Annotated in this window: 23 protein-coding genes, 2 tRNA genes and 1 pseudogene; 20 read left to right on the top strand and 6 right to left on the bottom strand. The window is 54.2% G+C overall.

Going from position 1 to position 25,558, the window contains the following annotated elements:
* Positions 1 to 88 precede the first annotated feature (88 nt).
* Together B3729_RS08985 and B3729_RS08980 are read right to left on the bottom strand one after the other, a co-directional pair.
* Positions 89 to 164, bottom strand: a tRNA-Gly gene (locus tag B3729_RS08985).
* A gap of 3 nt (positions 165 to 167) precedes the next feature.
* Positions 168 to 243 (bottom strand) — tRNA-Glu (locus tag B3729_RS08980).
* A 208-nt stretch (positions 244 to 451) separates the two neighbouring features.
* On the opposite strand from B3729_RS08980, the gene B3729_RS08975 reads away from it, so the two are divergent.
* Positions 452 to 1,210, top strand: a complete 759-nt coding sequence (locus B3729_RS08975) for a hypothetical protein (RefSeq protein WP_010794886.1) — start codon at positions 452 to 454, stop codon at positions 1,208 to 1,210.
* Positions 1,211 to 1,251: 41 nt separating this feature from the next.
* On the opposite strand, the gene B3729_RS08970 is transcribed toward B3729_RS08975, so the two are convergent.
* The 4 genes from B3729_RS08970 to msrB all read right to left on the bottom strand — a co-directional run bounded on the left by B3729_RS08970 (position 1,252) and on the right by msrB (position 3,606).
* Complete coding sequence (locus B3729_RS08970) at positions 1,252 to 1,734, bottom strand: GAF domain-containing protein (RefSeq protein WP_286787653.1); 483 nt, start codon at positions 1,732 to 1,734, stop codon at positions 1,252 to 1,254.
* On the bottom strand, positions 1,727 to 2,623 hold the full coding sequence (locus B3729_RS08965) for an ATP-binding protein (RefSeq protein ID WP_286787651.1): 897 nt from the start codon (positions 2,621 to 2,623) through the stop codon (positions 1,727 to 1,729). Before B3729_RS08965 ends, B3729_RS08970 begins: the two co-directional genes overlap by 8 nt.
* Positions 2,624 to 2,699: 76 nt before the next feature.
* Positions 2,700 to 3,215, bottom strand: coding sequence for a glutathione peroxidase (locus B3729_RS08960; RefSeq protein WP_150348598.1), 516 nt, complete (start codon positions 3,213 to 3,215; stop codon positions 2,700 to 2,702).
* Entirely contained in the window at positions 3,208 to 3,606 is a 399-nt protein-coding gene (gene msrB / locus B3729_RS08955; protein ID WP_286787648.1) for a peptide-methionine (R)-S-oxide reductase MsrB, read from the bottom strand. Before msrB ends, B3729_RS08960 begins: the two co-directional genes overlap by 8 nt.
* Positions 3,607 to 3,802: 196 nt before the next feature.
* On the opposite strand from msrB, the gene B3729_RS08950 reads away from it, so the two are divergent.
* From B3729_RS08950 to nuoI, 19 genes and pseudogenes are all read left to right on the top strand, one after another.
* Positions 3,803 to 5,014 carry a pyridoxal phosphate-dependent aminotransferase gene (locus B3729_RS08950; protein ID WP_010794891.1) on the top strand — a complete coding sequence of 404 codons (1,212 nt, stop codon included), beginning with the start codon at positions 3,803 to 3,805 and terminating at the stop codon, positions 5,012 to 5,014.
* A 4-nt stretch (positions 5,015 to 5,018) separates the two neighbouring features.
* Positions 5,019 to 5,459: a hypothetical protein gene (locus B3729_RS08945; protein WP_010794892.1), complete on the top strand. Its 441-nt coding sequence runs from the start codon at positions 5,019 to 5,021 to the stop codon at positions 5,457 to 5,459.
* 93 nt (positions 5,460 to 5,552) lie between these two features.
* A complete protein-coding gene (htpX, locus tag B3729_RS08940) occupies positions 5,553 to 6,428 on the top strand; it encodes a protease HtpX (protein WP_010794893.1) in 876 nt (291 codons plus the stop codon).
* A gap of 498 nt (positions 6,429 to 6,926) precedes the next feature.
* Positions 6,927 to 9,155, top strand: coding sequence for an NADP-dependent isocitrate dehydrogenase (locus tag B3729_RS08935; protein WP_286787644.1), 2,229 nt, complete (start codon positions 6,927 to 6,929; stop codon positions 9,153 to 9,155).
* Between the two features lie 92 nt (positions 9,156 to 9,247).
* Entirely contained in the window at positions 9,248 to 9,688 is a 441-nt protein-coding gene (locus B3729_RS08930; protein WP_286787643.1) for an NUDIX hydrolase, read from the top strand.
* Positions 9,689 to 9,745: 57 nt separating this feature from the next.
* Positions 9,746 to 10,864: a tRNA 2-thiouridine(34) synthase MnmA gene (gene mnmA / locus B3729_RS08925; RefSeq protein WP_125888304.1), complete on the top strand. Its 1,119-nt coding sequence runs from the start codon at positions 9,746 to 9,748 to the stop codon at positions 10,862 to 10,864.
* Positions 10,861 to 11,481, top strand: a complete 621-nt coding sequence (gene hflD, locus B3729_RS08920) for a high frequency lysogenization protein HflD (RefSeq protein WP_125888303.1) — start codon at positions 10,861 to 10,863, stop codon at positions 11,479 to 11,481. Before mnmA ends, hflD begins: the two co-directional genes overlap by 4 nt.
* 89 nt (positions 11,482 to 11,570) lie before the next feature.
* Positions 11,571 to 12,941 carry an adenylosuccinate lyase gene (gene purB, locus B3729_RS08915; RefSeq protein WP_286787642.1) on the top strand — a complete coding sequence of 457 codons (1,371 nt, stop codon included), beginning with the start codon at positions 11,571 to 11,573 and terminating at the stop codon, positions 12,939 to 12,941.
* A gap of 57 nt (positions 12,942 to 12,998) precedes the next feature.
* Positions 12,999 to 14,171, top strand: coding sequence for a cupin domain-containing protein (locus B3729_RS08910; protein ID WP_019365794.1), 1,173 nt, complete (start codon positions 12,999 to 13,001; stop codon positions 14,169 to 14,171).
* Positions 14,164 to 14,583: pseudogene (locus tag B3729_RS08905) on the top strand (GNAT family N-acetyltransferase); the annotation flags it as partial. The gene B3729_RS08910 and the pseudogene B3729_RS08905, both read left to right, overlap by 8 nt.
* Before the next feature lie 509 nt (positions 14,584 to 15,092).
* Positions 15,093 to 15,881: a secretin N-terminal domain-containing protein gene (locus B3729_RS08900; protein ID WP_286787640.1), complete on the top strand. Its 789-nt coding sequence runs from the start codon at positions 15,093 to 15,095 to the stop codon at positions 15,879 to 15,881.
* 483 nt (positions 15,882 to 16,364) lie between these two features.
* Complete coding sequence (locus B3729_RS08895) at positions 16,365 to 16,778, top strand: NADH-quinone oxidoreductase subunit A (RefSeq protein WP_010794902.1); 414 nt, start codon at positions 16,365 to 16,367, stop codon at positions 16,776 to 16,778.
* A 10-nt stretch (positions 16,779 to 16,788) separates the two neighbouring features.
* Positions 16,789 to 17,463 carry a NuoB/complex I 20 kDa subunit family protein gene (locus B3729_RS08890; RefSeq protein ID WP_010794903.1) on the top strand — a complete coding sequence of 225 codons (675 nt, stop codon included), beginning with the start codon at positions 16,789 to 16,791 and terminating at the stop codon, positions 17,461 to 17,463.
* A 45-nt stretch (positions 17,464 to 17,508) separates the two neighbouring features.
* Positions 17,509 to 19,290 carry an NADH-quinone oxidoreductase subunit C/D gene (gene nuoC, locus B3729_RS08885; RefSeq protein ID WP_286787639.1) on the top strand — a complete coding sequence of 594 codons (1,782 nt, stop codon included), beginning with the start codon at positions 17,509 to 17,511 and terminating at the stop codon, positions 19,288 to 19,290.
* A complete protein-coding gene (nuoE, locus tag B3729_RS08880; protein ID WP_173869050.1) occupies positions 19,287 to 19,787 on the top strand; it encodes an NADH-quinone oxidoreductase subunit NuoE in 501 nt (166 codons plus the stop codon). The genes nuoC and nuoE overlap by 4 nt, the downstream gene beginning before the upstream one ends.
* Positions 19,784 to 21,133 (top strand): NADH-quinone oxidoreductase subunit NuoF, encoded by a 1,350-nt coding sequence (gene nuoF / locus B3729_RS08875; RefSeq protein WP_074823909.1) that lies wholly within the window; start codon positions 19,784 to 19,786, stop codon positions 21,131 to 21,133. Before nuoE ends, nuoF begins: the two co-directional genes overlap by 4 nt.
* Positions 21,134 to 21,284: 151 nt before the next feature.
* Positions 21,285 to 24,002 carry an NADH-quinone oxidoreductase subunit NuoG gene (gene nuoG, locus B3729_RS08870; RefSeq protein WP_074823906.1) on the top strand — a complete coding sequence of 906 codons (2,718 nt, stop codon included), beginning with the start codon at positions 21,285 to 21,287 and terminating at the stop codon, positions 24,000 to 24,002.
* Positions 23,999 to 24,994, top strand: coding sequence for an NADH-quinone oxidoreductase subunit NuoH (gene nuoH / locus B3729_RS08865; RefSeq protein WP_074823903.1), 996 nt, complete (start codon positions 23,999 to 24,001; stop codon positions 24,992 to 24,994). The genes nuoG and nuoH overlap by 4 nt, the downstream gene beginning before the upstream one ends.
* Positions 24,995 to 25,005: 11 nt before the next feature.
* Positions 25,006 to 25,554: an NADH-quinone oxidoreductase subunit NuoI gene (gene nuoI / locus B3729_RS08860; protein WP_010794909.1), complete on the top strand. Its 549-nt coding sequence runs from the start codon at positions 25,006 to 25,008 to the stop codon at positions 25,552 to 25,554.
* The last annotated feature ends 4 nt before the right edge of the window (positions 25,555 to 25,558 follow it).

Raw genomic sequence — 25,558 nt, 5'->3', positions numbered from 1 at the left:
AGGCCACTAGACGAAGGGGACAAACCCTTGAAACATGCAAAGCATATTTCTATTAACACAAGCACCGCGCATGCCATGCTTTAAAACTTGGAGCGGGAAACGAGACTCGAACTCGCGACCCCGACCTTGGCAAGGTCGTGCTCTACCAACTGAGCTATTCCCGCATATGGCGTCCCCTAGGGGACTCGAACCCCTGTTACCGCCGTGAAAGGGCGGTGTCCTAGGCCACTAGACGAAGGGGACGCAGCCTTGGAGCTTTAACAGTTCCTACCTCTTTCGCTTCGCTTTCAGCTTTGCGTCTGAAGTGGCGCGCATTCTAGAGAGACATTCGAGACCCGTCAACACCTATTTAAATTTTTTTAAATCAATGACTTTGCCATTAAAGAAGATGGTCGCGCTGCCAATATAGTAGTACTTGTTTTATTGACTCGCAGGCCAGCAGGAGGCCTTGATGTCTGTATCTATAATTGCCATTTTGGTTGTGACGGGAGCTGTGCTGTTGATTTTCATCAGCTTTCTCAACCAGAAGCTTGAAGCGCATCAGCTTGAGAAGACACGCTTGAAAGCGGAGCTGGTTAACCGCATCCGACGCTATGAGCAGCTGTCCGACACGTTACCGGGGCAATGGATGACCCCTGCCCTCAAGCTTTTACTATCAAGGCTTGAACTGACACTTCTTCAGCGCATGCCTAATAAGGAGAAGACTCCCGTATTGGCGGCACGCATGAATCATCTGGAAGCTGAGCTGGCCAAGGGTGATCAAATCGAGATCACAAACGCAGCCCAGGTTATCGCGAATGAAGCCAAGGCAAAGCAGGTTCGTGCGCAGCTTGAAAATTTACACGCACAAATCACCTACGCCATCCAGAATGGACTGATTGAGGCTAAAGAGGCTGGTTATTGGGACGAGGAAATAAGAGCGCTAATGACGCTACTTCACTTCGAATTCTTTGATCACCTGGGCCGTCAGTTTATTGATCAGGGACAACTGGCTCCTGCCAGACAGGCATTCGAGAAAGCCGCTCAATATATCCGTAAACAGCCTCACTCAGACAAGTTCAATGAACATCTTCAGTACCTTGATGAACAAGTCAGCGTCATCAAGGGAGAAATTGGTGCTGGGCAACCGGTCCGCGAACCTACGCAACTATTAAAGGGGCTAGAGGAGATGGAGAAGGAAGATGCCCCTATGAAGTCACTCTACGACTAATAGCAATAAAAGCGCAGCCCCAAGGGGCTGCGCTTTTATTATCAGCAATCACTTGCGGCTAGCAGTATTGCTGCCAATCGCTCGATACCTTTCTGATCATCCAGACTGAATCTACCTAGCTTGGGGCTATCAAGATCCAGCACACCAATCAGACGCTCATTCTTTATCAATGGGATAACAAGTTCACTGTTTGACGCACTGTCACAAGCAATGTGCCCCGCGAATACATGTACATCCTCAACACGCTGCGTCTCGCGCGTTTGCGCCGCCGCACCACAGACACCACGCCCAAAGGGTATGCGAACGCAGGCAACCTTGCCCTGGAACGGACCAAGCACAAGCTCATTGTCTTTGCACAGATAAAAGCCCGCCCAGTTTAGGTCAGGCAACTCATGGAAAAGAAAGGCAGAACACTGCGAGGCGTTGGCGATGAAATCGTTTTCGCCAGAAAGAAGCGCTTCTAACTGTGCCGCTAGTAGCTCATAGCCACCCAGATCGTTTCCCACTTCACTCAAATCACGCATTTGCGACATCCAAAAGCTGTTTACCAACCCAATGACGGGCGAATTGATAGGCACAGCGGCCATTTCGATTACCTCGGCCGAGCGCCCAGCGAATAGCTTCCTTTTCAGTTTCCTCACTCCACTGCCACACAAGCTGCGCGCGGGTAGCCAATACCTCGACCCAGTGCTTGGTTACCTGAAGAAACTGATCCTGGGTAAAAGGATAAAAGGAAAGCCATAACCCAAATCGATCCGAGAGCGCGATCTTGTCTTCCACCGCCTCACTAGGGTGTAGCTCGCCATCCGCACTTCGCTCCCAGTCAGCGTTATCGCTTTGTCGCTCAGACACCAAATGCCGGCGATTTGAAGTTGCATAAAGCAGAACGTTATCAGGCGCCTGCTCAAGCGAGCCATCCAGTACGCTTTTCAGCACTCGATAGTCATCGTTGCTGGCATCAAACGACAAATCATCACAAAACAACACAAACCGCTGAGGCTGTTTACTGATTTGCGCAACCACACGTGGCAGATCTGTCAGATGATCACGCTCAATCTCTATTAGCCGCAATCCGCGCTGTGCATACTCAGCGAGCAATGCTCTGACCAGGGATGACTTGCCTGTACCGCGAGCGCCCCATAACAGAGCATGATTGGCGGGCATGCCGTCTACAAACTGCTGCGTATTCTGCCCAAGCAGGACCTGCTGTCTATCAACGCCCTGTAAATCAGATAATCGCAGCTCCAGATTGACTTCAATAGGCTGCAGATACCCTCCCTGCCCTTCACGACGCCAGCGAGCCGCAACGGTTTGAGACCAATCAATCGGCTCGCGCAGTGCTGGCAATAAAGGCTCCAAACGGGCCAGCACGCCTTCCGCACGTGCCAGAAATGTATCGAGTCTAGATTCCACGTACTTATCCTTACACAAAAACGGCGGCTCACCTTTATACATAGCGAGAGCCGCAAGATTCAGCATGACATTCGAGTCACAGCGAAAGAAACCGCTCTACCTGTCCCTTTAGCGACGCAGGCTTCTCTAGCGGCGCGAAGCGTTTGATCTTTTCACCATCGCCACTAACCAGAAACTTTGTGAAATTCCACTTTATACGCTGCGTACCTAGCACCCCCGGTGCCTTCGCCTTTAGTACCTCGAATAAAGGATGGGCATCGGCACCGTTGACCTCTATCTTTTGAGATACGTTAAAGGAGACACCAAAGCGGGCCTTGCAAAACTGTTCGATCTCACCATTGTCAGCAGGCTCCTGATGACCGAACTGATCACATGGAAAGGCCACAATTACTAGCCCTTGAGCCTTGTAAGCCTGCCACAACGTCTCAAGCCCCTCGTATTGAGGCGTGAATCCACAGCGACTGGCAGTGTTGACCAACAGATAGGCTTGCGCAGAAAGATCAGCCAGGCAGCACACTTTCCCATTCATCAATGTAAACGGAATCTGCAAAAGGCTTTTGCCTTCCGCAGCTTGAGCGTCTGTTTTATTCATCACGCGGGACAAGATCCAGCGCAACGGAGTTTATGCAGTAACGCAAACCCGTCGGTCGTGGACCATCCGGGAACACATGCCCCAGGTGCGCATCGCAACGCGAACAAAGCACCTCTATACGATGCATCCCATGACTAAAATCCTCTTCCTCTCGCAAAGCATCATTCGAGATAGGCTGATAAAAGCTGGGCCAGCCACAGCCTGAACTGTATTTGGTCTCCGAGTCGAAAAGCGCTTGCCCACAACAGACACACTGGTACACCCCAGGCGTCTTGGTATCACAGTACTTACCTGTATACGGCGCTTCCGTCGCCTTTAGCCTGCACACCCGAAACTGGTCATTATCCAGCTGGTCACGCCAAATATCTTCGGATTTGATGACTTTATCCATAGGATGAACACCTCCGCCATGGAAAAGGCCCCATCTGTCTCTTTTGAAAACGCAGGGGCAGTCGTATGATCTGCTTCCAGTCTGTCACTCGTTGAGGGCGCTGCCAAGCCGATAGGCACGCCTACCTACAGTCAGACATCGACCATGCACCTTTCGCAGGTCGCTCTTCGCTATTACCAACCGGGATCCGTTACACATGCAGGTCAGTAAATCGAACAAGCTAGCCAACGTCTGCTATGACATTCGTGGGCCAGTGTTAAAGCATGCCAAGCGTCTGGAGGAGGAAGGCCACCGCATCCTCAAACTCAACATTGGCAACCCCGCACCGTTCGGTTTCGAAGCACCTGAAGAAATCCTTCAGGATGTGATCCGCAACCTGCCTACCGCACAAGGTTACAGCGATTCCAAGGGCCTGTTCAGCGCGCGCAAGGCAGTCATGCAGTACTACCAGCAAAAGCAGGTAGAGGGCGTTGGCATTGAAGACATCTATTTGGGTAACGGTGTATCCGAGCTGATCGTCATGGCCATGCAGGCCCTGCTCAACAACGGTGATGAGGTTTTGATCCCGGCGCCAGATTATCCCCTCTGGACTGCAGCTGTCAGCCTGGCGGGCGGCAAACCTGTCCACTACCTATGCGATGAGCAATCGGACTGGTTTCCGGACCTTTCAGACATGGCCAGCAAAATCACCTCCAATACCAAGGCCCTGGTGCTGATCAACCCGAACAATCCTACGGGTGCCGTGTACTCCAAAGAGGTGCTGGAAGATATCGTGGAGCTGGCGCGCCAGCATAACCTTGTCATTTTTTCGGACGAGATCTATGACAAGATCCTGTACGACGAAGCAGTGCATATTTCAACGGCTTCGCTTGCGCCCGATGTCCTGTGCCTGACGTTTAACGGCCTGTCGAAATCCTACCGCGTGGCAGGCTTCCGTTCGGGCTGGGTTGCCATTTCCGGTCCTAAACATAAAGCTCAGAGCTATATCGAAGGGCTTGATATCCTTGCCAACATGCGCCTATGTGCAAACGTGCCCAGCCAGCATGCCATTCAGACCGCCCTGGGCGGTTACCAGAGCATCAATGACCTGGTACTGCCCAACGGGCGCTTATTGGAACAGCGCAACCGGGCCTGGGCGCTATTGAACGACATCCCTGGCGTAAGCTGCGTAAAGCCTATGGGGGCGCTATATGCCTTCCCCAGGATCGATCCAAAGGTTTGCCCAATCCACAATGATGAAAAGTTTGTTCTGGATCTTCTGCTTTCGGAAAAACTGCTTATCGTTCAAGGCACCGCCTTCAACTGGCCTTGGCCTGACCACTTCCGTGTAGTGACCCTGCCACGCGTGGATGACCTTGAACAGGCTATTGGCCGAATTGGCAATTTCCTCAAACATTACCGGCAGTAGTCCCATGGACCTCCATATCGAAGACTTCTACAAGGATGCAGCGAAAGGCCTGCTGGCGCTTTATCAAAGCTTTCCACGCAAGGCGACGCTCTATGTCGAAGATCTGATTGGACGAGAGGAACCCGACCAGTTCGGGCTTCCCAGTGTTAGACATCAGAGCTGTTTTAGCGCGCTGCTCTGGCTGGCTGAAGAGGACTATCTGCGCTACACCACTAACCTTGGTTATGATGCACTTGACCAGGCCATCCTGACCGAAAAAGCGTTTCTACGTCTTTCAGCGAGTCACGCCCATTTACTCAAGGAAGCAGAAGCGCTTCCGCCTAGCGTGAGACGCCAACGTTCTACCCTAGCCCAGCATCTACGGGACGCTCTGGCAGAAAGCGATAGCGAACGAGTGGTGCTGTTGACGCGTCTTTTACTCAGGCCTGCCAACAAAACGACATAGTTTGAAATAGTCGATTGATTGAAACCCTAACAACCGGACCTTATATACGCCGCTAGGAAATAGTCTTCCGGTTGTTAGGAGAAGCTTTACACCATGATGCGAATTCTGCTGTTCCTTGGCACCAACTTGGCCGTACTGCTGATCGCCAGCATTACGCTTAAAGTGCTGGGAGTAGATCGTTTTACAGGCCAGAACTACGGAAGTCTTCTGATTTTCTGTGCCGTCTTCGGTTTTGCCGGCTCGCTATTCTCGCTATTCATTTCCAAGTGGATGGCCAAGATGAGTACCGGAACCGAAATCATCAGTCAGCCCCGGACTCGTCACGAGCAATGGCTACTGCAAACTGTTGAGGATCTGTCTCGCGAGGCGGGCATCCGGATGCCTGAGGTCGGCATCTTTCCTGCCTATGAAGCGAATGCCTTTGCAACGGGCTGGAACAAGAATGATGCACTGGTTGCGGTAAGCCAGGGTTTGCTTGAGCGCTTCTCACCTGAAGAAGTGCGCGCCGTCCTGGCGCACGAGATTGGTCACGTAGCCAACGGCGACATGGTGACACTGAGCCTGATCCAAGGCGTCGTGAACACCTTCGTCATGTTCTTTGCTCGCATATTCGGCAATTTCATCGACAAGGCCGTCTTCAAGACAGAGGAAGGTCATGGGCCCGCCTATTACATTACCAGTATCGTCGCTGAACTGGTTCTGGGCATCCTGGCGACTATCATCGTCATGTGGTTCTCGCGCTTTCGCGAATTCCGTGCCGACGAAGCAGGCGCACGCCTGGCAGGTACAAATGCAATGGTTTCTGCACTGCAGCGCTTGCGTGCGGAACAGAACATTCAAGGACAAATGCCAGACACCCTGACCGCTTTTGGTATCAAGAGCAGCAAGGGCCATGGCTTTGCTGGTCTATTCATGAGCCACCCTCCTTTGGAGGAGCGTATAGAGGCGCTACTGCGCCAACAACGCTAAATCAAATAAAAAGCCCCGACCTGCTCGGGGCTTTTTATTACGCAGCAGTTAAAAGACTTTATTCGTTTAAAAACTAATTTATTAAAACCAATAAATTAGCCAAGCCCCAAGCAGGAACTATGCTCTTTTAAAGAGCCAATTGTTCAGAAAATAAACATTTGAAAGGTAATCACTTCACTTATAAAGATTTGTGTAGTTATTCAAACAAACCCGGCAATGCGAAAGACCTCCCTAGCTGATATACTCCGTGACGATTTTTGGGCCCTAGAAGCCCGAGATCAATCCGGGACGGGTCCGGTCGGGCCTGCCTCAGTGTGTGCAGGCTTGAAACCCGGCGCGTCGTTAACGGCAAACCTTTCTGGCCTGCTCAAGTGCCCGGAATTGTTCTCAAATCTCGCGTTTTCATCTGCGTCTACCGGTGCCTTGTCGGTGAACTAGCTGGTTCGGTGCCATTCAAATAGGCGCAATCGCTATGATACAGAGAGGTTAACGTAACAAATGTCTACAACGTCGAAGATCATCTATACGCTTACAGACGAAGCACCTGCCCTTGCCACCTATTCCCTGCTTCCTATCGTCAAAGCGTTTACCGAATCATCAGGCATTGCTGTTGAAACCCGCGACATCTCTCTAGCTGGCCGCATCATCGCTACTTTTCCTGAATATCTAAGCGAAGACCAAAAGATTTCTGACCACTTGGCTGAACTGGGCCAACTGGCTACTACTCCCGAAGCCAACATCATCAAGCTGCCTAACATCAGCGCCTCGGTTCCTCAGCTGAAAGCAGCTATCAAGGAACTTCAGGATCAAGGCTACACACTACCGAACTACCCGGACGAGCCAAAAGACGACACGGAAAAAGACGTCAAATCTCGCTACGACAAGATCAAAGGCAGCGCTGTTAACCCGGTTCTCCGCGAGGGTAACTCTGACCGCCGCGCACCTCTTTCCGTCAAGAACTACGCCAAAAAGCATCCCCATAAAATGGGCGCCTGGAGCGCAGACTCCAAGACCAAGGTCGCGCACATGAATGAGGGCGACTTCTACGGCAGCGAAAAGTCTGCGCTGATCGAAGCATCAGGCACGGTCAAGATCGAGCTGACCACTAACGATGGCAGCACGCAGGTACTGAAGGAAAAAACATCCGTAACAGCTGGCGAGCTGATCGATGCATCAGTCATGAGCAAGAAGGCTCTGGCCAGCTTTATCGAAGCCGCCATTGCTGACGCAAAGAACAGCGACGTTCTGTTGTCCCTGCACCTCAAGGCAACCATGATGAAGGTCTCTGACCCCATCATGTTTGGTCACGTAGTTTCGGTGTTTTATGCTGATGCGCTCAAAAAGCACGCTGACACGTTGAATCAGTTGGGTGTTGATTTAAACAATGGTATTGGTGATCTGTACGCCAAGATCAAAACCTTGCCGGAAGACAAGCAGGCAGAAATCGAAGCGGATATCAAAGCCGTTTACGAGCAGCGCCCCCAGTTGGCCATGGTGAACTCTGACAAGGGTATTACCAACCTGCACGTTCCAAGCGATGTGATTGTCGATGCCTCCATGCCCGCCATGATTCGTGAATCAGGCAAGATGTGGGGCGCCGATGGCAAGCTGTACGATACCCTGGCCATGATCCCTGATCGCTGCTATGCCGGTGTCTATCAAGCGGTTATCGAAGACTGCAAGCAAAACGGCGCTTTCGATCCGGCTACCATGGGTAGCGTACCTAACGTAGGTCTGATGGCTCAGAAGGCCGAGGAATACGGCTCCCACGACAAGACGTTCAAGATCCCCGCTGACGGCGTGGTTCGTGTTACTGACACCAACGGCAATGTTCTTCTTGAGCATACTGTCGAGGCAGGTGATATCTGGCGCATGTGCCAGACCAAGGATGCTCCGGTCCGCGACTGGGTAAAACTGGCAGTTAACCGCGCACGTGCCAGTAACACCCCGGCAGTGTTCTGGCTGGATCCTGCACGCGCCCATGACGCCCAATTGATCAAAAAGGTACAGACCTACCTGAAAGATCACGACACCGCTGGCCTGGACATCCAGATCCTCTCTCCGGTTGAGGCAACTCGCCTGTCCCTTGAGCGCATCCGTGCAGGCAAGGACACGATTTCCGTTACCGGTAACGTGTTGCGTGACTACCTGACCGACCTGTTCCCCATCATGGAGCTTGGTACCAGTGCCAAGATGCTGTCCATCGTTCCGCTCATGAACGGTGGCGGTCTGTTCGAGACTGGCGCAGGCGGTTCTGCACCCAAGCACGTTCAGCAGTTCGTACAGGAAAACCATCTGCGTTGGGACTCTCTGGGTGAATTCCTGGCGCTCTCCGAATCGCTGGATCACTATGGCCATGCAACCAATAACGCCAAGGCTCGCCTGTTCGCCAAGACACTGGACCAGGCCAACGGTAAGTTCTTGGACAGCAACAAGTCGCCTTCACGCAAGGTAGGCGAACTGGACAACCGTGGCAGCCACTTCTACCTAGCCCTTTACTGGGCTCAGGCATTGGCTGAGCAAACCGAGGATGGTGAACTGCAGGCGAAGTTTTCCAAGCTGGCCAAGCAGCTTGCCGACAACGAAGCCAAGATCGTTGCCGAATTGAACGAAGTACAGGGCAAGCCTGTGGATATTGGGGGTTATTACCACCCGAGCGCAGAACTTGCCAGCAAGGCAATGCGCCCAAGCGCGACCCTCAACGAAGCCCTGGCCACGCTGTCCTAATATGACACGCTAGTGCTTACAGAACCCCGGCCCAGTGCCGGGGTTCTGCTTTCAGCCTTTACCTCTATGCTTCACTGAAAACAGGGCCTCTTATGAAATGGGAACCCCATATCACCGTCGCAACCGTTATTGAAGATCAGGGACGTTTTTTGTTTACTGAAGAACTGATTGATGGCCAGCCACGTCTCAATCAGCCGGCCGGGCACCTTGAGGCCAATGAAAGCCTGCTCGACGCCGCCCGTAGAGAAACCCTCGAAGAAACCGGTTGGGAGGTTGAGCTTACAGGTGTCACAGGCATTTATTTGTATACCGCTCCCAGCAACGGCGTGACCTACCAGCGCGTCTGCTTTTCAGCACGCCCGCTTCGCCACCTACCCGAGCACCCACTCGACGAGGGCATTATCGGCCCTAAGTGGATGACACGAGAGGAGCTGATTGCAAATGAGGCCTCCTGGCGCAGTGAGTTGGTCCTGCGCTGCGTTGATGATTATCTCAGCACTGGCTCCTTCCCCTTGGAAGTGATCCGTCTCTAAGTCGCCGCGCCCTGCCCTACCCTGTTAAACTGTGCTTTTTCCTGAATACTTCTGCATATGCATACGCCCTCTTCAACACGCGTCATCGTCGGCATGTCAGGCGGAGTGGACTCCTCTGTTTCAGCGCTGCTCCTGAAGGAACAGGGATACCAGGTCGAAGGCCTCTTCATGAAAAACTGGGAAGAGGATGACGGCACTGAATACTGTACAGCCAAAGAAGACCTGGCTGACGCCCAGGCAGTGTGCGACCGGATTGGTATCAAGCTGCACACGGCCAACTTCGCAGCCGAATATTGGGATAACGTCTTCGAACACTTCCTGGAAGAGTACAAGGCAGGCCGAACGCCCAATCCGGACATCCTGTGTAACCGGGAAATCAAGTTCAAGGCATTTCTTGACTACGCCTTGATGCTGGGGGGCGATCTTATCGCCACGGGTCACTATGTTCGCCGTCGGGACGAAAACGACCAGACCCAGCTACTAAAAGGCCTGGATCCCAACAAGGACCAGAGCTATTTCCTCCACGCAGTGGGTGGCGAACAGCTGGCCAAGACATTGTTCCCGGTAGGCGAACTGGAAAAGCCCGAAGTTCGCGCGATTGCCGAAAAATACGGACTGGCCACAGCACGAAAAAAAGACTCTACCGGTATCTGCTTTATCGGCGAGCGCCGCTTTGCCGATTTCCTCAAGCAGTACCTGCCCGCTCAGCCCGGCAATATCGAAACCACCGAAGGCAAGATCATCGGCAAACATCATGGGCTGATGTATCACACCATTGGTCAGCGGCAGGGGCTGGGCATCGGTGGCATGAAGGATTCCGGAGATGACCCATGGTACGTCCTGAGCAAAGACCTGAAGCGTAACGTTCTGATCGTTGGTCAGGGTAACGAACACCCCTGGCTGTATTCTCAGGCGTTGACCGTCAACACTATTTACTGGGTCAACCCGGTCGATTTGACGTCCCCTCTCAAGCTGAAAGCCAAAGTACGGTATCGCCAGCAGGATCAGGCCTGCCGCCTTGAAAGAACAGCCACCGGTTATCGTGCTGTCTTTGAAGCGCCACAAAGGGCTGTCACCCCAGGTCAATCTGTCGTTTTCTATGATGGAGAGATTTGCCTGGGCGGTGGTGTTATCGAAGACGCTGAGCCTGCATATAGGGAGAGCCCTGCAGCATGACGTCGATACATGAGCAACTGGTAGCACTGGGTGCTGTCTTCGAGGCCGCGTTTCTAGTCGATCGCCTGGCCAAGACGGGACAGATCAGCGAGGCGCCACTGGCCTGCATGTTGGGCAGCCTGCTGGTTACAAACCCACAAACCACGCTTGAGGTCTATGGCGGGGACAGTATCGACCTGCGCGATGGCATGAGGGCGTTGTCCAGCGCCCTAGAGCGCAACCCCTCAAGCCTGCAGCGAGAGCCTCTTAAATACGCCTTGTCGATGATCGCTCTGGAACGACGGCTAGACCGGCGCGAAGATATGCTGGAACTGATTGGCAAGCGCCTTGATCAGGTGCAGCAGCAGGTTCAACACTTTGGTTTGACGCATGAAAACGTCATTGCCAGCTTTGGCAGTATCTATGAAGACACACTGAGTACATTTCGCCAGCGTATTCAAGTGCATGGCGAGATGCGTTACCTACAGATACCGGCCAACGCCGCCAAGGTGAGAGCATTGCTATTGGCCGGCATTCGTTCTGCCCGTCTCTGGCGACAACTCGGCGGACACCGCTGGCAGATGGTCTTTAGTCGACGCAAAATGCTTGATGAGCTCTATCCTCTCCTGAACAGCTGATCAGCCATCTCGCTCGCGCTCAGCCAAACATGGCGCTTTGGTGTATGCTATCGCGCCTTTTTCCTCTCATTGACTGTCGAGAATGCCCCATGCAGCTTTCCTCGCTTACCGCGGTTTCGCCTATTGACGGCCGCTATGCCAGCAAAACCCAAGCCCTGCGCCCGATTTTCAGCGAATACGGTCTGATCCGTTTCCGCGCCATGGTTGAAGTTCGCTGGCTCCAGCGTCTGGCCTCGCATGATGCCATCCCCGAAGTAGCACCCTTCTCCACGCAGGCCAATGAGATTCTGGAAAAGCTGGTAACCAGTTTTAGCCTGGAGCAGGCAGAACGGGTAAAGGAAATCGAGCGCACGACCAACCACGACGTCAAGGCTATTGAGTATCTGCTGAAAGAGCAGGCTGCAGCACTACCTGAGCTCAATGCCGTCAGCGAATTCATCCACTTCGCTTGCACATCAGAAGATATCAATAACCTTTCTCATGCACTCATGCTTCGCGAAGGTCGTGATACCGTTCTATTACCACTGATGCGTAACATCTCGGGCGCCATCCGCGAGCTGGCACACCGTTTTGCCGACGTCCCGATGCTGTCGCGCACTCACGGACAGCCAGCCTCCCCTACTACACTGGGTAAGGAACTGGCCAACGTGGTGTATCGCCTGGACCGCCAGATCAAGCAGATTGCTGGTATCGAGCTGCTTGGCAAGATCAACGGCGCCGTAGGTAACTACAACGCACACCTGTCGGCCTATTCCCAAATCAATTGGGAGGCGAACGCACGAGCCTTCGTCGAGAATGACCTGGGTCTTACCTGGAACCCCTACACTACGCAAATCGAGCCGCATGACTATATTGCGGAACTGTTCGATGCCATTGCTCGCTTCAACACCATCCTGATCGATTTTGATCGGGATATCTGGGGCTATATTTCGCTAGGCTACTTCAAGCAGAAAACCGTTGCGGGCGAAATCGGTTCTTCGACCATGCCACATAAGGTCAATCCGATCGACTTCGAGAACTCCGAAGGCAACCTTGGTATTGCCAATGCACTTCTGCAGCACCTTGCCAGCAAGTTGCCTATCTCTCGCTGGCAGCGCGACCTGACCGACTCGACGGTGCTTCGTAATCTGGGTGTCGGCTTCGCCCATAGTGTTATTGCCTATGAAGCCACGCTCAAGGGCATCAGCAAGCTGGAGCTGAATGCGCAGCGTATCGCTGACGATCTGGACAACTGCTGGGAAGTCTTGGCCGAGCCGGTTCAAACCGTCATGCGTCGTTACGGCGTAGCTAATCCGTATGAAAAGCTCAAGGAATTGACCCGCGGCAAAGGCATCAGCGCCGAAGCCCTGCAAACTTTTATTGAAGGGTTGGACATTCCTGCAGAGGCCAAGGCAGAACTCAAGGCGCTGACACCTGCCAACTATATTGGTAATGCTATAGAGCAAGCCAAGCGTATTTGAATACCGAGCCTATTCTTATGCCCGGCTGCGCCGGGCTTTTTTATTTCAGAGACAGACATGAACGCAGACACTCCTTTGCAACTGTTGGGCGGCCTGACGGCTCGAGAATTCCTGCGCGACTATTGGCAGCGCAAACCCCTGTTGATCCGTCAGGCCATCCCGGATTTCGAAACACCGCTATCTCCTGACGAACTGGCTGGCCTCGCCCTTGAGGAAGAAGTTGAATCACGCATCATCGCGCCCGGAGAACAAGGCCTATGGCAGCTACGCCAAGGTCCCTTCAAGGAAGAAGACTTTTCTACCCTGCCTGAGCGTGAGTGGACACTGCTCGTTCAAGCGGTTGACCAGTTCGTTCCTGAAGTAGCCGAATTGGTCGAGCCATTCAAATTCCTGCCAAGCTGGCGCATCGACGACGTCATGATCAGCTATGCAGCACCAGGCGGCGGCGTTGGTCCCCACTACGACAACTACGACGTATTCCTTTTGCAAGGTTATGGTCGACGTCGCTGGAAGATCGGTCAGCGTTGCACCAGTGAAAGTCCTTTACAGGACAACCCGGATATCAAGATCCTGGCGGAATTTGAGCAGACCGATGAATGGGTGTTGGAACCCGGCGACATGTTGTATCTACCCCCTCAGCTTGCCCATGATGGCATTGCCGAGGATGAGTGCATGACCTATTCGATAGGTTTTCGCGCACCCAGTACCTCAGAGGTCTTGACGCACTTCACCGACTTTTTGACTCAGTTCATCCCGGAAGAAGAGCGCTATAGTGATGCAGGCACTGAACCTGTGCAGGCAGCAGACTCTGGCCAGATCAAGCAAGACGCTGTAGATCGCCTTAAAGCCCTTATACAAGAACACATCAATGATGAGCGGATGCTATTGGCCTGGTTTGGCCAATACATGACCGAGCCGCGCTACCCTGAGCTGATCAGCGGCGAGTCTCTTCAAGAAGGTGATCTGGTCCAAGCTCTGGAAGATGGCGCCTGCCTTATACGCAACCCCAGCGCACGACTGGCCTGGTCACAAATGGGCGACGATGTGATGATTTTCGCGAGCGGTCAAAGCAGATTACTTTCCGGCCACCTTCAACCCTTGCTTGCACTGGTATGCTCAGCTGACGCATTGCATCAAGAAAACCTGGGCAACTGGCTAGAGGATGAAGCCGGCCGGGAACTGATACGCGAACTCATTGAACAAGGCAGCCTGGTATTTGCTGATGAGTGACCTCTCTATCCGCGTCGCAGACTGGAAGCGTGACAACGAGGCCCTGAGACATATACGAGAAACCGTATTTATCCAAGAGCAGGCTGTACCGCCAGAAATGGAATGGGACTCGGAAGATGAGCATGCCATACACTTTCTGGCTCAAGAGGGTCTTTATCCAGTAGGCACTGCTCGCCTACTGGAGGATGGCCGCATAGGTCGCGTTGCGGTTTTACGCGATTGGCGCGGCCTCAATGTTGGCTCAACCATCATGCATGCAGTGATATCCGAGGCCGAGCGACGCGGATTACACCGTCAGGTTTTAAGCGCACAAATCCAGGCCATTCCGTTTTATCAGCGCCTGGGGTTTACTGTCACCGGTGATGAATATCTGGAGGCGGGTATTGCCCATGTCGACATGACCAGACACTCTACGCTGGAGCAAACAGAGGCCGTAGCAGCCGATGAAAAGCGTGAGATGCGCTTCGAGACTCCTGATGCTGCTGCTCTCCATATCGTTGAATTGCTTTCCCAGGCCCGACGCAGCATCTGTATCTATAGTCCAGACTTTGAACCACAACTCTACAACCGCAGCGATGTAGAGCACGCCATTACACGTTTTTTACTGACGCACCCTCGCAATCGCCTGCGCGTACTGCTCAAGGACTCAGGCCAAGCTGTACGCCAGAGCCATCGACTCATCAATCTGGCACGACGCCTGACCAGTAACTTTTTAATTCGCAGGTGCTCGCCTGATTATCCGGCAGACGACACCGCTTACGTACTGATAGACGATCAGGGCCTGGTGATTCGCAACAACCCACAGCTATATACCGGCACGGCCTATTACAACGCGAGAGCCACTGTTCGCTTGCAACAGAGCAGATTCGACAGCATCTGGCAAACCAGCCAATCGGACCCTAACGTGAGAAGCATGGTGTTATGAAGCCCTATCGCGCGTACTTGGCCTTATTTCTGTCCATGCTGATGACTGCTTTCGCAGCACAGGCGGCACCTCGTACTGAAGTGATTCCCCTTAATTACAGAACCGCCGATGAACTGCTGCCTATCGTGCAATCCACTTTGGGCTCAGAAGGCAAAGTCAGTACCTATGGCAATCAACTCATCGTTAATGCTGAGTCGAACAAAATCACTGAAATCAAAAGCCTGTTATCTCAATTGGATACAGAGCCGCATCGCCTTTTGATTACTGTCGATACACGCGATGCAGATGAGGGCGATGAGCAGGGTTACTCGGTTAACGGACGACTGGGTAATCATCCAGACACGCAGGTTCGCATCATCAGTAACAGCACCGGCACACAGCAAGACGGCACACAGCAGGTACAGGCAACGGAAGGCTCTCCTGCCTTGGTCAAGATTGGTCAAAGCGTGCCTATTTCCGCCACTGAAATCGACCCTTACGGTCGCCCTTATACCCGTACTGAGTATCGCGATCTCAACCGTGGCTTTTACGTTACTGCCAGCCTTACAGGCAATCTTGTACATTTGACAATAGATGGCGGCAACAACAGCCTGGACAGAAATCAGCCCAACACTATCAATACTCAATCCACCAGCACCCGCGTCAGCGGCCGGCTAGGTGAATGGATTACGCTGAGTGGTTTTTCACAGAATGCTTCACGTTCTGAGGACGGAATTCTGTATGAATATTCAACTCGGGGCAGTCAGGATACTCAACTCAGGGTTAAGGTAGACCTTCTCGAATAAAAAACACCCTGGCGTATCAACCTTCAAGACGCACATATCTCATTAGCGTCCATGCGCTGATTGCACTTCACAACACGCTTCATCTGACGTATTCGAATCCAGGTGATATCAATAAGATATTACCTGGACCCTTCATATTAAAACGCTCAACTTACGCAGCTTATTTATAAAGAACAATACTTCTAGCAATTGAGAGTGAGCCTGCTACGCTAATAACAAGAGCGATTTGCACGTATAAAACCAACTAAATCACTCAATTATTAGAGCGTCTAAACAGCGAATTTAGTTGAGAATAAATCTTAATAAACAAAGATTTAATCCACTTTACCTGAATACGATTGACGGAGATCATTTAAACAAATCTTTTTTCGTCAAAAATTTTACACACGCGTTATTCAGGAATAGAATTCCACCGCCGCTTGCGACGTCATGTCGCAGGATGAGGCAGGATTTTTACTAGCAAAAACGATAAGGACCATGAGCATGCCTGATACGACCGGTCTTCTAGCTCACAATTGGAGCTTTGCGATTTTCCTTTTGGGTGTAGTCGGTCTTATAGGATTCATGCTCGGCGTTTCCAGCCTGCTAGGCAGCCGTGCTGTTGGCCGTAGTAAAAACGATCCCTTCGAGTCGGGTATCGTTCCTACCGGTGGAGCGCGACTGCGCCTCTCCGCTAAATTCTATCTGGTCGCGATGCTGTTCGTGATCTTTGACGTCGAAGCGCTCTTTCTCTTCGCATGGTCCGTATCCGTCCGTGAGTCAGGATGGGCTGGATTCATCGAAGTTACAGTTTTCATAGCAATTCTGTTGGCGGGTCTTGTTTACCTATGGCGGATCGGGGCGCTCGACTGGGCTCCTGAAGGCCGCCGTAAGCGGCAGGCGAAGCTAAAACAATGAGGCTTTGGCGATGCAATACAAACTTACCAGGATCGATCCCGATGCGGTCGTAGAACGCTATCCGGCCGGGACACGGGAAACCGTTTCCGATCCGACTGAAGGGCAAGTCCATAAGAATATCTTTATGGGTAAGCTCGATGACGTCCTGCACAACACTGTCAACTGGGGGCGCAAGAACTCCCTCTGGCCTTACAACTTCGGTCTTTCGTGCTGCTATGTGGAAATGACCACAGCGTTTACCGCGCCGCACGATATCGCCCGCTTTGGTGCTGAAGTTATCCGGGCCTCACCGCGGCAGGCGGATTTCATGGTGGTGGCAGGTACCTGCTTTATAAAGATGGCTCCGGTCATTCAGCGTCTGTACGAACAGATGCTCGAACCCAAGTGGGTCATCTCAATGGGCGCCTGCGCTAATTCCGGTGGTATGTACGACGTGTACTCGGTAGTCCAGGGCGTGGACAAGTTCCTGCCTGTAGACGTCTATATTCCGGGCTGCCCTCCTCGCCCCGAGGCATTCCTCCAAGGCTTGATGCTCTTGCAGGACTCGATTGGCGAAGAGCGTCGTCCACTCTCATGGGTTGTTGGTGAGCAAGGTATTTATCGTGCCGAGATGCCAGCCCAACGAGAGCAGCGACGCGAACAGCGTATTCAGGTAACCAACCTGCGCAGCCCCGACGAAGTGTGAGCCCTCAGGCTCACACGTGACGTTGACCGATAGCGACGGATAATCATGACTGCAGACACTGTTCTGTCCGCACCCCTGCACGCTGCCCAAGATGAAGGTGTGGTGGGTGAACTCAAGGCACGCTTTAGCGCGGATGCGCTAACTGTTCAAACCACTCGTACGGGCATGCCCGTAGTGTGGGTGTCTCGTGAAAAGCTTAAAGAAGTACTGACCTACCTGCGTAACCTGCCGCGTCCGTACGTCATGCTGTACGACCTGCACGGCATAGATGAACGGCTGCGTACCCAGCGCCGCGGCCTGCCGCCGGCCGACTTCACTGTGTTCTATCAGTTGATGTCCATCGAGCGGAATAGCGATGTGATGATCAAGGTCGCGCTGTCGATGAACGACCTGACCTTGCCCACCGTGACTGATATCTGGCCGAACGCTAACTGGTACGAGCGTGAAGTCTGGGACATGTTCGGCATCCGGTTCGACGGCCATCCCCTGCTCAAGCGGATGCTGATGCCTGACAGCTGGCAAGGCCACCCGCTGCGCAAGGACTATCCAGCCCGCGCGACGGAATTCGACCCCTACGCCCTGAACGCGGCGAAGCAGGATCTGGAGCAGGAAACCCTGCGCTTCAAGCCTGAAGAATGGGGCATGAAGCAGCAGAGCGACACGTCTGACTTCATGTTCCTGAACCTGGGTCCGAACCACCCGTCCGCCCACGGTGCCTTCCGTATCATTCTTCAGCTGGACGGCGAAGAGATTGTCGACTGCGTTCCCGAGATCGGCTATCACCACCGCGCAGCCGAGAAAACTGGCGAACGTCAATCCTGGCACAGTTACATTCCTTATACCGACCGGGTTGACTACCTGGGCGGTGTCATGAACAACCTCCCCTACGTACTGGCCGTTGAAAAGCTTGCCGGAATTACAGTCCCTGCACGGGTTGAGGTGATTCGAATCATGATGTGTGAATACTTCCGCATCATGAGTCATCTCCTGTTCCTGGGTACCTATATTCAGGACGTGGGCGCCATGACACCGGTCTTCTTCGCCTTTACGGATCGTCAGCGCGCCTACAAGGTGGTAGAAGCCATTACCGGCTTCCGGATGCACCCGGCATGGTTCCGTATTGGCGGTGTGGCCCATGACCTGCCTCGAGGATGGGACAAGCTGGTCAAGGAGTTCGTTGACTGGCTACCCAAACGTCTGGATGAATACGAAAAATCAGCCATTCGGAACAGCATCCTAAAAGGTCGTACCGTAGGTGTAGCCCATTACAACACTGAAGAAGCGTTGCGCTGGGGCGTAACCGGCCCGAACTTGAGAGCCACCGGCCTGAACTTCGACATGCGCAAGGCAAGGCCTTATTCGGGTTATCAGAACTTCGAATTCGAAGTGCCTATCGCGCACAACGGCGATGCCTATGATCGTTGTCTGGTCCGTATCGAAGAGATGCGTCAGAGCCTGCGTATTATCGATCAGTGTCTGAAGAACATGCCTGAAGGCCCCTTCAAGGCAGACCATCCGCTGACGACGCCGCCGCCTAAAGAGCGCACGCTGCAACACATCGAGACCCTGATCACTCACTTCCTGCAAGTTTCCTGGGGACCGGTCATGCCGGCCAACGAATCCATGCAGATAATCGAGGCGACCAAAGGGTTGAACAGTTATTACCTGACGAGCGATGGCAGCACCATGAGCTACCGGACTCGCATTCGTACGCCCAGCTTCCCGCATCTGCAACAGATCCCCTCGGTGATCCGAGGCAGCATGGTGGCGGACCTGATCGCCTACCTGGGCAGTATCGATTTCGTCATGGCCGATGTGGACCGCTGATCATGAGTACACTGATTCAAACTGATCGTTTCGAGCTGAGTGAAACCGAACGCTCTGCCATCGAACATGAAATGCATCACTACGAGGATGCCCGTGCGGCATCTATCGAAGCACTGAAAATCGTTCAAACGGAACGTGGCTGGGTCCCGGATGGCGCTATCTATGCCATCGGTGAAATCCTCGGCATTCCTGCAAGCGATGTGGAAGGCGTAGCTACCTTCTATAGCCAGATTTTTCGTCAGCCCGTCGGCCGTCATATCATCCGCGTCTGCGACAGCATGGTCTGCTATATCGGTGGCCATGAATCCGTACTGGGACAAATCCAGGAGCAATTAGGTATCGGCCTGGGCCAGACGACCGCTGATGGTCGCTTTACCCTGCTCCCGACATGCTGCCTTGGCAACTGCGACAAAGCCCCTGCCCTGATGATCGATGAGGACACTTACGGCAATATCCAGCCGTCCGGTGTCGCCAAATTGCTGGAGGGTTATGTATGACGCTTACCTCCGTGGGTCCTGCGAACAAAATCGCTCGTACACCTGAAACTCACCCGCTTACCTGGCGTCTGCGTGACGATGCCGCGCCGGTCTGGCTTGAGGAATACACGTCCAAAGACGGCTATAGCGCTGCGCGCAAGGCGCTGGCTGACATGGCATCTACGGATATCGTTCAGACTGTCAAGGACTCGGGCCTCAAGGGCCGCGGTGGTGCGGGTTTCCCGACTGGCGTCAAATGGGGCCTGATGCCTGCTGATGAAAGTCTGAACATTCGTTATCTGCTGTGCAACGCTGACGAAATGGAACCTAACACCTGGAAGGACCGCCTGCTCATGGAGCAGCTGCCGCACCTCCTGGTAGAAGGCATGATCATCAGCGCACGGGCCTTGAAGGCCTACCGCGGTTATATCTTTCTTCGTGGTGAGTATGTCGATGCCGCACACAACCTGAATCGCGCCATCGAGGAAGCCAAGGCCGCCGGCTACCTTGGCAAAAACATCTTTGGCAGTGGCTTTGACTTCGAGCTGTTTGTTCACACCGGTGCAGGCCGCTACATCTGCGGTGAAGAAACCGCCCTGATCAATTCGCTTGAAGGCCGCCGGGCCAACCCACGTTCCAAACCGCCTTTCCCTGCTGCTGTTGGCGTCTGGGGCAAGCCGACTTGCGTAAATAATGTCGAAACCCTGTGCAACGTGCCAGCCATCGTCGCCAATGGCGTTGATTGGTACAAATCATTGGCGCGCGAGGGAAGCGAAGACATGGGTACAAAACTCATGGGCTTCTCCGGCAAGGTCAAGAATCCCGGGGTGTGGGAGTTGCCGTTTGGCATACCCGCTCAAGAGCTATTCGAAGACTATGCTGGCGGTATGCGCGAAGGCTATACCCTGAAGGCCTGGCAGCCAGGTGGTGCAGGCACGGGCTTTCTGCTGCCGGAGCATCTCTCGGCACCTATGTTTGCTGGCGGTATCGCCAAAGTGGGTACCCGTATGGGTACCGGCCTCGCCATGGCGGTAGACCATACCGTTAATATGGTTTCGCTGCTGCGCAACATGGAAGAGTTCTTTGCCCGTGAGTCCTGTGGCTGGTGTACGCCCTGCCGCGACGGTCTGCCATGGAGCGTCAAGCTCTTGCGCGCGCTGGAAAAAGGCGAAGGTCAAAGCGGCGATATCGAGACGCTACTGCAGCTATGCACCTTCCTTGGCCCAGGCAAAACGTTCTGTGCTCATGCCCCTGGTGCGGTCGAGCCACTGGCCAGCGCAATCAAGTATTTCCGCAGCGAATTCGAGGCGGGCGTGAAGAAGGCTCCCAGCGAGCCCCAGCCTTCCGTTGTAGAAACAGTCATTTGATTTGTGTGCCGGCTCGCTGAGCTGGCCACTGTCGCCGCCTGAACGCATGTGTAAAGACGGCGACACCGTGATTCCAATAGCCACGCCGCGGTAAGGCTGTGGAAAGGCTCAAGCCTTTCCAGGTCCCCCGGCAAACGAAGACTGAAGAACCATGGCCACTATCCACGTAGACGGCAAAGAGTACGAAGTCGACGGTGCGGACAACCTTTTGGAGGCTTGCCTGTCCCTCGGTCTCGATATTCCCTATTTCTGCTGGCACCCGGCGCTCGGTAGCGTCGGTGCCTGCCGACAGTGTGCGGTCAAGCAGTTTGCTGATGAGAACGACACCCGTGGTCGCCTCGTCATGTCCTGCATGACGCCTTCGACGGACAAGACCTATATATCCATTGATGACCAGGAAGCCAAAGACTTCCGCAGTAGTGTCATTGAATGGCTGATGACCAACCATCCGCACGACTGCCCGGTTTGTGAGGAAGGCGGTCATTGCCACTTGCAAGACATGACCGTGATGACAGGCCATAACAAGCGCCGTTATCGCTTCACCAAGCGCACCCACCAGAACCAGGACCTGGGCCCGTTCATTTCCCATGAGATGAACCGCTGTATCGCCTGCTACCGCTGCGTGCGCTATTACAAGGATTACGCGGGCGGCACTGATCTGGGCGTTTATGGCGCCCATGACAATGTGTATTTTGGCCGCGTTGAGGAAGGCACACTGGAAAGCGAGTTTTCCGGAAACCTGACTGAAGTCTGCCCAACCGGTGTGTTTACCGACAAGACCCACTCCGAGCGCTACAACCGCAAGTGGGACATGCAGTTTGCACCAAGCATCTGTCATGGCTGCTCGTCTGGTTGCAACATCAGCCCCGGTGAGCGCTATGGCGAGCTTCGTCGTATCGAGAACCGTTACAACGGCTCGGTTAATCATTATTTCCTGTGCGACCGTGGCCGCTTCGGGTATGGCTATGTGAACCGCAAGGATCGCCCTCGTCAGGCACTGCTGCGTAACGGCTCGCTCAACGCAGGGGTAGATGCTGCACTGGATAAGGCTGCCGAGCTATTGCGTGGGCGCAGGGTAATCGGTATCGGCTCTCCCCGTGCCAGCCTGGAAAGCAACTATGCACTACGTGAACTGGTAGGTGCAGAAAACTATTACAGCGGCATGGCCAAGCATGAGCTTGAACATGTCCGCCTTGTATTGGATGTCTTGCGTAACAGCCCTCTTCCTGTACCCACCATCCGCGACATCGAGCACCATGACGCTGTGCTGGTGCTAGGCGAAGACCTGACCCAGACCGCAGCCCGTGTCGCCCTGGCAGTCCGTCAGGCAGCCAAAGGCAAGGCAACCGATATTGCAGCGGCAGCTCGTATTCCTGAGTGGCACAAGGCGGCTGTCCAGACCATCGGGCAGTCCAGCAAAAACCCCGTGTTTCTGGCCAGCCTGGCTGAGACACGTCTAGATGACATCGCTGCGCAGACTATCCACGGTGCGCCGGAAGATCTGGCTCGCTTCGGCTTTGCACTGGCCAACGCTCTCGACGCTTCCGCTCCGGCAGTAGAAGGTCTGAGCGATGAAGTAGCGCAGCAGGTCAAGTTGGTGGCCGACACCCTGCTCAATGCCAAGCGTCCGCTCATTATCTCGGGTACTTCACTGGGATCACGCGCGCTGATCGAGGCTGCTGCCAACATTGCCAAGGCACTGGCGCTGAAGGAAAAGAACGGCTCGCTGAGCCTTGTCGTTCCCGAAGCCAACAGCATGGGCCTGGCCATTTTTGGCGGCGAGTCGGTAGATGATGCGTTCGACGCGCTGACAGCGGGTAAAGCCGACGCGCTGGTCGTGCTGGAAAACGACCTGTTCCGTCGCGCCGACTCTGCACGCGTAGAAGAAGCACTCAAGGCAGCCAAAACGTTGATCGTACTGGACCATCAGCGTACAGCTACGGCAGAGCGTGCCGACCTGATCCTGCCAGCCGCAAGCTTTGCGGAAGGTGATGGCACCCTGGTAAGCCAGGAGGGCCGTGCCCAGCGTTTCTTCCAGGTGTACGAGCCTACTTATTACGATCCGAGCAGTCTGATTCGTGAAGGCTGGCGTTGGCTACATGCACTGCATAGCACCTTGCAGGGCAAGGCCGTGGACTGGACGCAGCTGGACCAGGTTACTGAAGCCTGCGCAGCAAGCCATCCAAGCCTGGCTGGCATTCGGGATGCAGCGCCCAGCGCGTCCTTCCGTATCAAGGGCCAGAAGCTTTCCCGTGAGCCTCACCGTTACAGCGGCCGTACTGCAATGCGCGCCAATATCAGCGTTCACGAGCCGCGTACGCCACAGGATATAGACTCTGCCTTCGCCTTCTCCATGGAAGGCTATTACGGCAGCGCCGAACCCCGTCAGCAGATCGCATTTGCCTGGTCTCCTGGCTGGAACTCGCCGCAAGCCTGGAACAAGTTCCAGGACGAGGTAGGCGGACATCTGCGTGCGGGCGATCCTGGTATTCGTCTGATTGAGTCTTCTGGCGATCGCCTGAGCTGGTTCAACGCCATTCCGGCAGCCTATTCCGCTCAGGCGAACCAGTGGAAAGCCGTACCGATCCATCATTTGTTCGGCAGTGAAGAGACCTCGGCTCGCTCGGAGACTTTCCAGGAGCGTATCCCCGAAGTTTACGTCGCGCTTGCAAAAGCTGATGCAGACCGTCTGGGCGTCAATCCTGGTGCCAAGGTCAGCGTTACGGTTGCTGGTCAGGCGCTGAGCCTGCCGCTGATGGTCAAACCTGGTCTGGCTGCTGGCTTGATCGGCTTGCCGGTGGGGTTTGAAGGCATCCCAGCCCGCCTGGCGGGTCTTACCATCGATCGCGTCCAGGAGGCTGCGCAATGAGTTGGTTAACCCCTTCCGTCATCGCCATTATCCTGGCCGTCGTGAAGGCCATCGTGATCCTGTTGGCCGTCGTTATCTGCGGCGCGCTGCTTAGCTGGGTCGAGCGCCGTCTGCTTGGCCTTTGGCAGGATCGTCACGGGCCAAACCGTGTCGGTCCTTTCGGTGCCTTCCAGCTGGGCGCCGACATGATCAAGATGTTCTTCAAGGAAGACTGGACGCCACCGTTCGCGGACAAGACGACGTTCATGCTGGCACCCGTCATTGCGATGAGCGCCTTGCTGATCGCGTTTGCCGTGGTACCGATCACACCTACCTGGGGTGTGGCGGACCTGAACATTGGTCTTCTGTTCTTCTTTGCGATGGCTGGCCTTGCAGTCTATGCAGTGCTGTTCGCAGGCTGGTCTAGCAACAATAAGTTCGCCTTGCTGGGTAGCATGCGCGCTTCAGCCCAAACCGTCTCCTACGAGGTGTTCATGGGGCTTTCGCTCATGGGCGTCGTCGCGGTGACCGGCTCTTTCAACATGCGAGATATTGTTGAAGCGCAGCATCAGGGCTTGTGGTTCATCATCCCTCAGTTTTTCGGCTTTTGTACCTTCCTGATCGCAGGCGTTGCGGTGACTCACCGCCACCCCTTTGACCAGCCGGAGGCAGAACAGGAGCTGGCAGATGGTTACCACGTTGAATATGCCGGCATGAAGTGGGGCATGTTCTTCGTAGGCGAATACATTGGCATCGTGCTGGTGTCTGCCCTGCTCGTCACGCTGTTCTTTGGTGGCTGGCATGGTCCGCTGTTGCCACCCTTCATCTGGTTCGCCCTGAAGACTGCATTCTTCATCATGCTGTTCATTTTGCTGCGTGCGTCTATCCCACGTCCGCGCTATGACCAGGTGATGGCGTTCAGCTGGAAGGTGTGTCTGCCGCTGACCCTGATCAATCTGCTCGTTACCGGTGCGGTGGTTTTGTATAACGCCACCCCGGCCGTGGTTCACTGAGGAGAGCCGCCATGTTCAAAGAAATAGTCAATGTCGTGCATGGCACATGGACTCAGCTACGAAGCGTGCTGATGATCTTTTCCCATGCCTTTAGAAAGCGCGACACCCTGCAGTACCCCGAGGAGCCGGTTTATCTGCCGCCTCGTTATCGAGGCCGGATTGTCCTGACCCGTGATCCCGATGGGCAGGAGCGCTGCGTGGCGTGCAACCTGTGTGCGGTAGCGTGCCCGGTAGGCTGTATTTCCCTGCAGAAAACCGAAGCAGAAGACGGTCGCTGGTATCCGGAGTTCTTCCGTATCAACTTCTCCCGCTGCATTTTCTGCGGCATGTGTGAAGAGGCTTGTCCTACCACCGCTATCCAGCTGACACCGGACTTTGAGATGTGCGAGTACGAGCGTCAGAACCTGGTGTACGAGAAGGAGCATCTGCTCATCTCCGGACCCGGCAAGTACCCGGACTACAACTTCTATCGCGTCGCCGGTATGTCCATTGCGGGCAAACCTAAGGGTGCTGCGAAGAACGAGGCCGAGCCAATCAACGTCAAGAGCCTGCTGCCGTAAGGAC

Origin of the sequence: Pseudomonas sp. UBA3149 (assembly GCF_002364655.1) — a bacterium.
Classification (GTDB): Bacteria; Pseudomonadota; Gammaproteobacteria; order Pseudomonadales; family Pseudomonadaceae; genus Chryseomonas; species Chryseomonas luteola.
Note: the sequence above shows the minus strand (reverse complement) of the source record. Positions and strands in the feature narration are given on the sequence as shown.

Coding starts and splice junctions, on each gene's coding strand:
- msrB (WP_286787648.1), bottom strand. CDS start 3,606: ATGGATAAAGTCATCAAATCCGAAGATATTTGGCGTGACCAGCTGGAT.
- B3729_RS08960 (WP_150348598.1), bottom strand. CDS start 3,215: ATGAATAAAACAGACGCTCAAGCTGCGGAAGGCAAAAGCCTTTTGCAG.
- B3729_RS08975 (WP_010794886.1), top strand. CDS start 452: ATGTCTGTATCTATAATTGCCATTTTGGTTGTGACGGGAGCTGTGCTG.
- B3729_RS08935 (WP_286787644.1), top strand. CDS start 6,927: ATGTCTACAACGTCGAAGATCATCTATACGCTTACAGACGAAGCACCT.
- hflD (WP_125888303.1), top strand. CDS start 10,861: ATGACGTCGATACATGAGCAACTGGTAGCACTGGGTGCTGTCTTCGAG.
- nuoG (WP_074823906.1), top strand. CDS start 21,285: ATGGCCACTATCCACGTAGACGGCAAAGAGTACGAAGTCGACGGTGCG.
- B3729_RS08950 (WP_010794891.1), top strand. CDS start 3,803: ATGCAGGTCAGTAAATCGAACAAGCTAGCCAACGTCTGCTATGACATT.
- B3729_RS08945 (WP_010794892.1), top strand. CDS start 5,019: ATGGACCTCCATATCGAAGACTTCTACAAGGATGCAGCGAAAGGCCTG.
- B3729_RS08910 (WP_019365794.1), top strand. CDS start 12,999: ATGAACGCAGACACTCCTTTGCAACTGTTGGGCGGCCTGACGGCTCGA.
- B3729_RS08895 (WP_010794902.1), top strand. CDS start 16,365: ATGCCTGATACGACCGGTCTTCTAGCTCACAATTGGAGCTTTGCGATT.
- B3729_RS08890 (WP_010794903.1), top strand. CDS start 16,789: ATGCAATACAAACTTACCAGGATCGATCCCGATGCGGTCGTAGAACGC.
- B3729_RS08930 (WP_286787643.1), top strand. CDS start 9,248: ATGAAATGGGAACCCCATATCACCGTCGCAACCGTTATTGAAGATCAG.
- mnmA (WP_125888304.1), top strand. CDS start 9,746: ATGCATACGCCCTCTTCAACACGCGTCATCGTCGGCATGTCAGGCGGA.
- htpX (WP_010794893.1), top strand. CDS start 5,553: ATGATGCGAATTCTGCTGTTCCTTGGCACCAACTTGGCCGTACTGCTG.
- nuoH (WP_074823903.1), top strand. CDS start 23,999: ATGAGTTGGTTAACCCCTTCCGTCATCGCCATTATCCTGGCCGTCGTG.
- nuoC (WP_286787639.1), top strand. CDS start 17,509: ATGACTGCAGACACTGTTCTGTCCGCACCCCTGCACGCTGCCCAAGAT.
- purB (WP_286787642.1), top strand. CDS start 11,571: ATGCAGCTTTCCTCGCTTACCGCGGTTTCGCCTATTGACGGCCGCTAT.
- B3729_RS08900 (WP_286787640.1), top strand. CDS start 15,093: ATGAAGCCCTATCGCGCGTACTTGGCCTTATTTCTGTCCATGCTGATG.
- nuoF (WP_074823909.1), top strand. CDS start 19,784: ATGACGCTTACCTCCGTGGGTCCTGCGAACAAAATCGCTCGTACACCT.
- nuoI (WP_010794909.1), top strand. CDS start 25,006: ATGTTCAAAGAAATAGTCAATGTCGTGCATGGCACATGGACTCAGCTA.
- B3729_RS08970 (WP_286787653.1), bottom strand. CDS start 1,734: ATGCGTGATTTGAGTGAAGTGGGAAACGATCTGGGTGGCTATGAGCTA.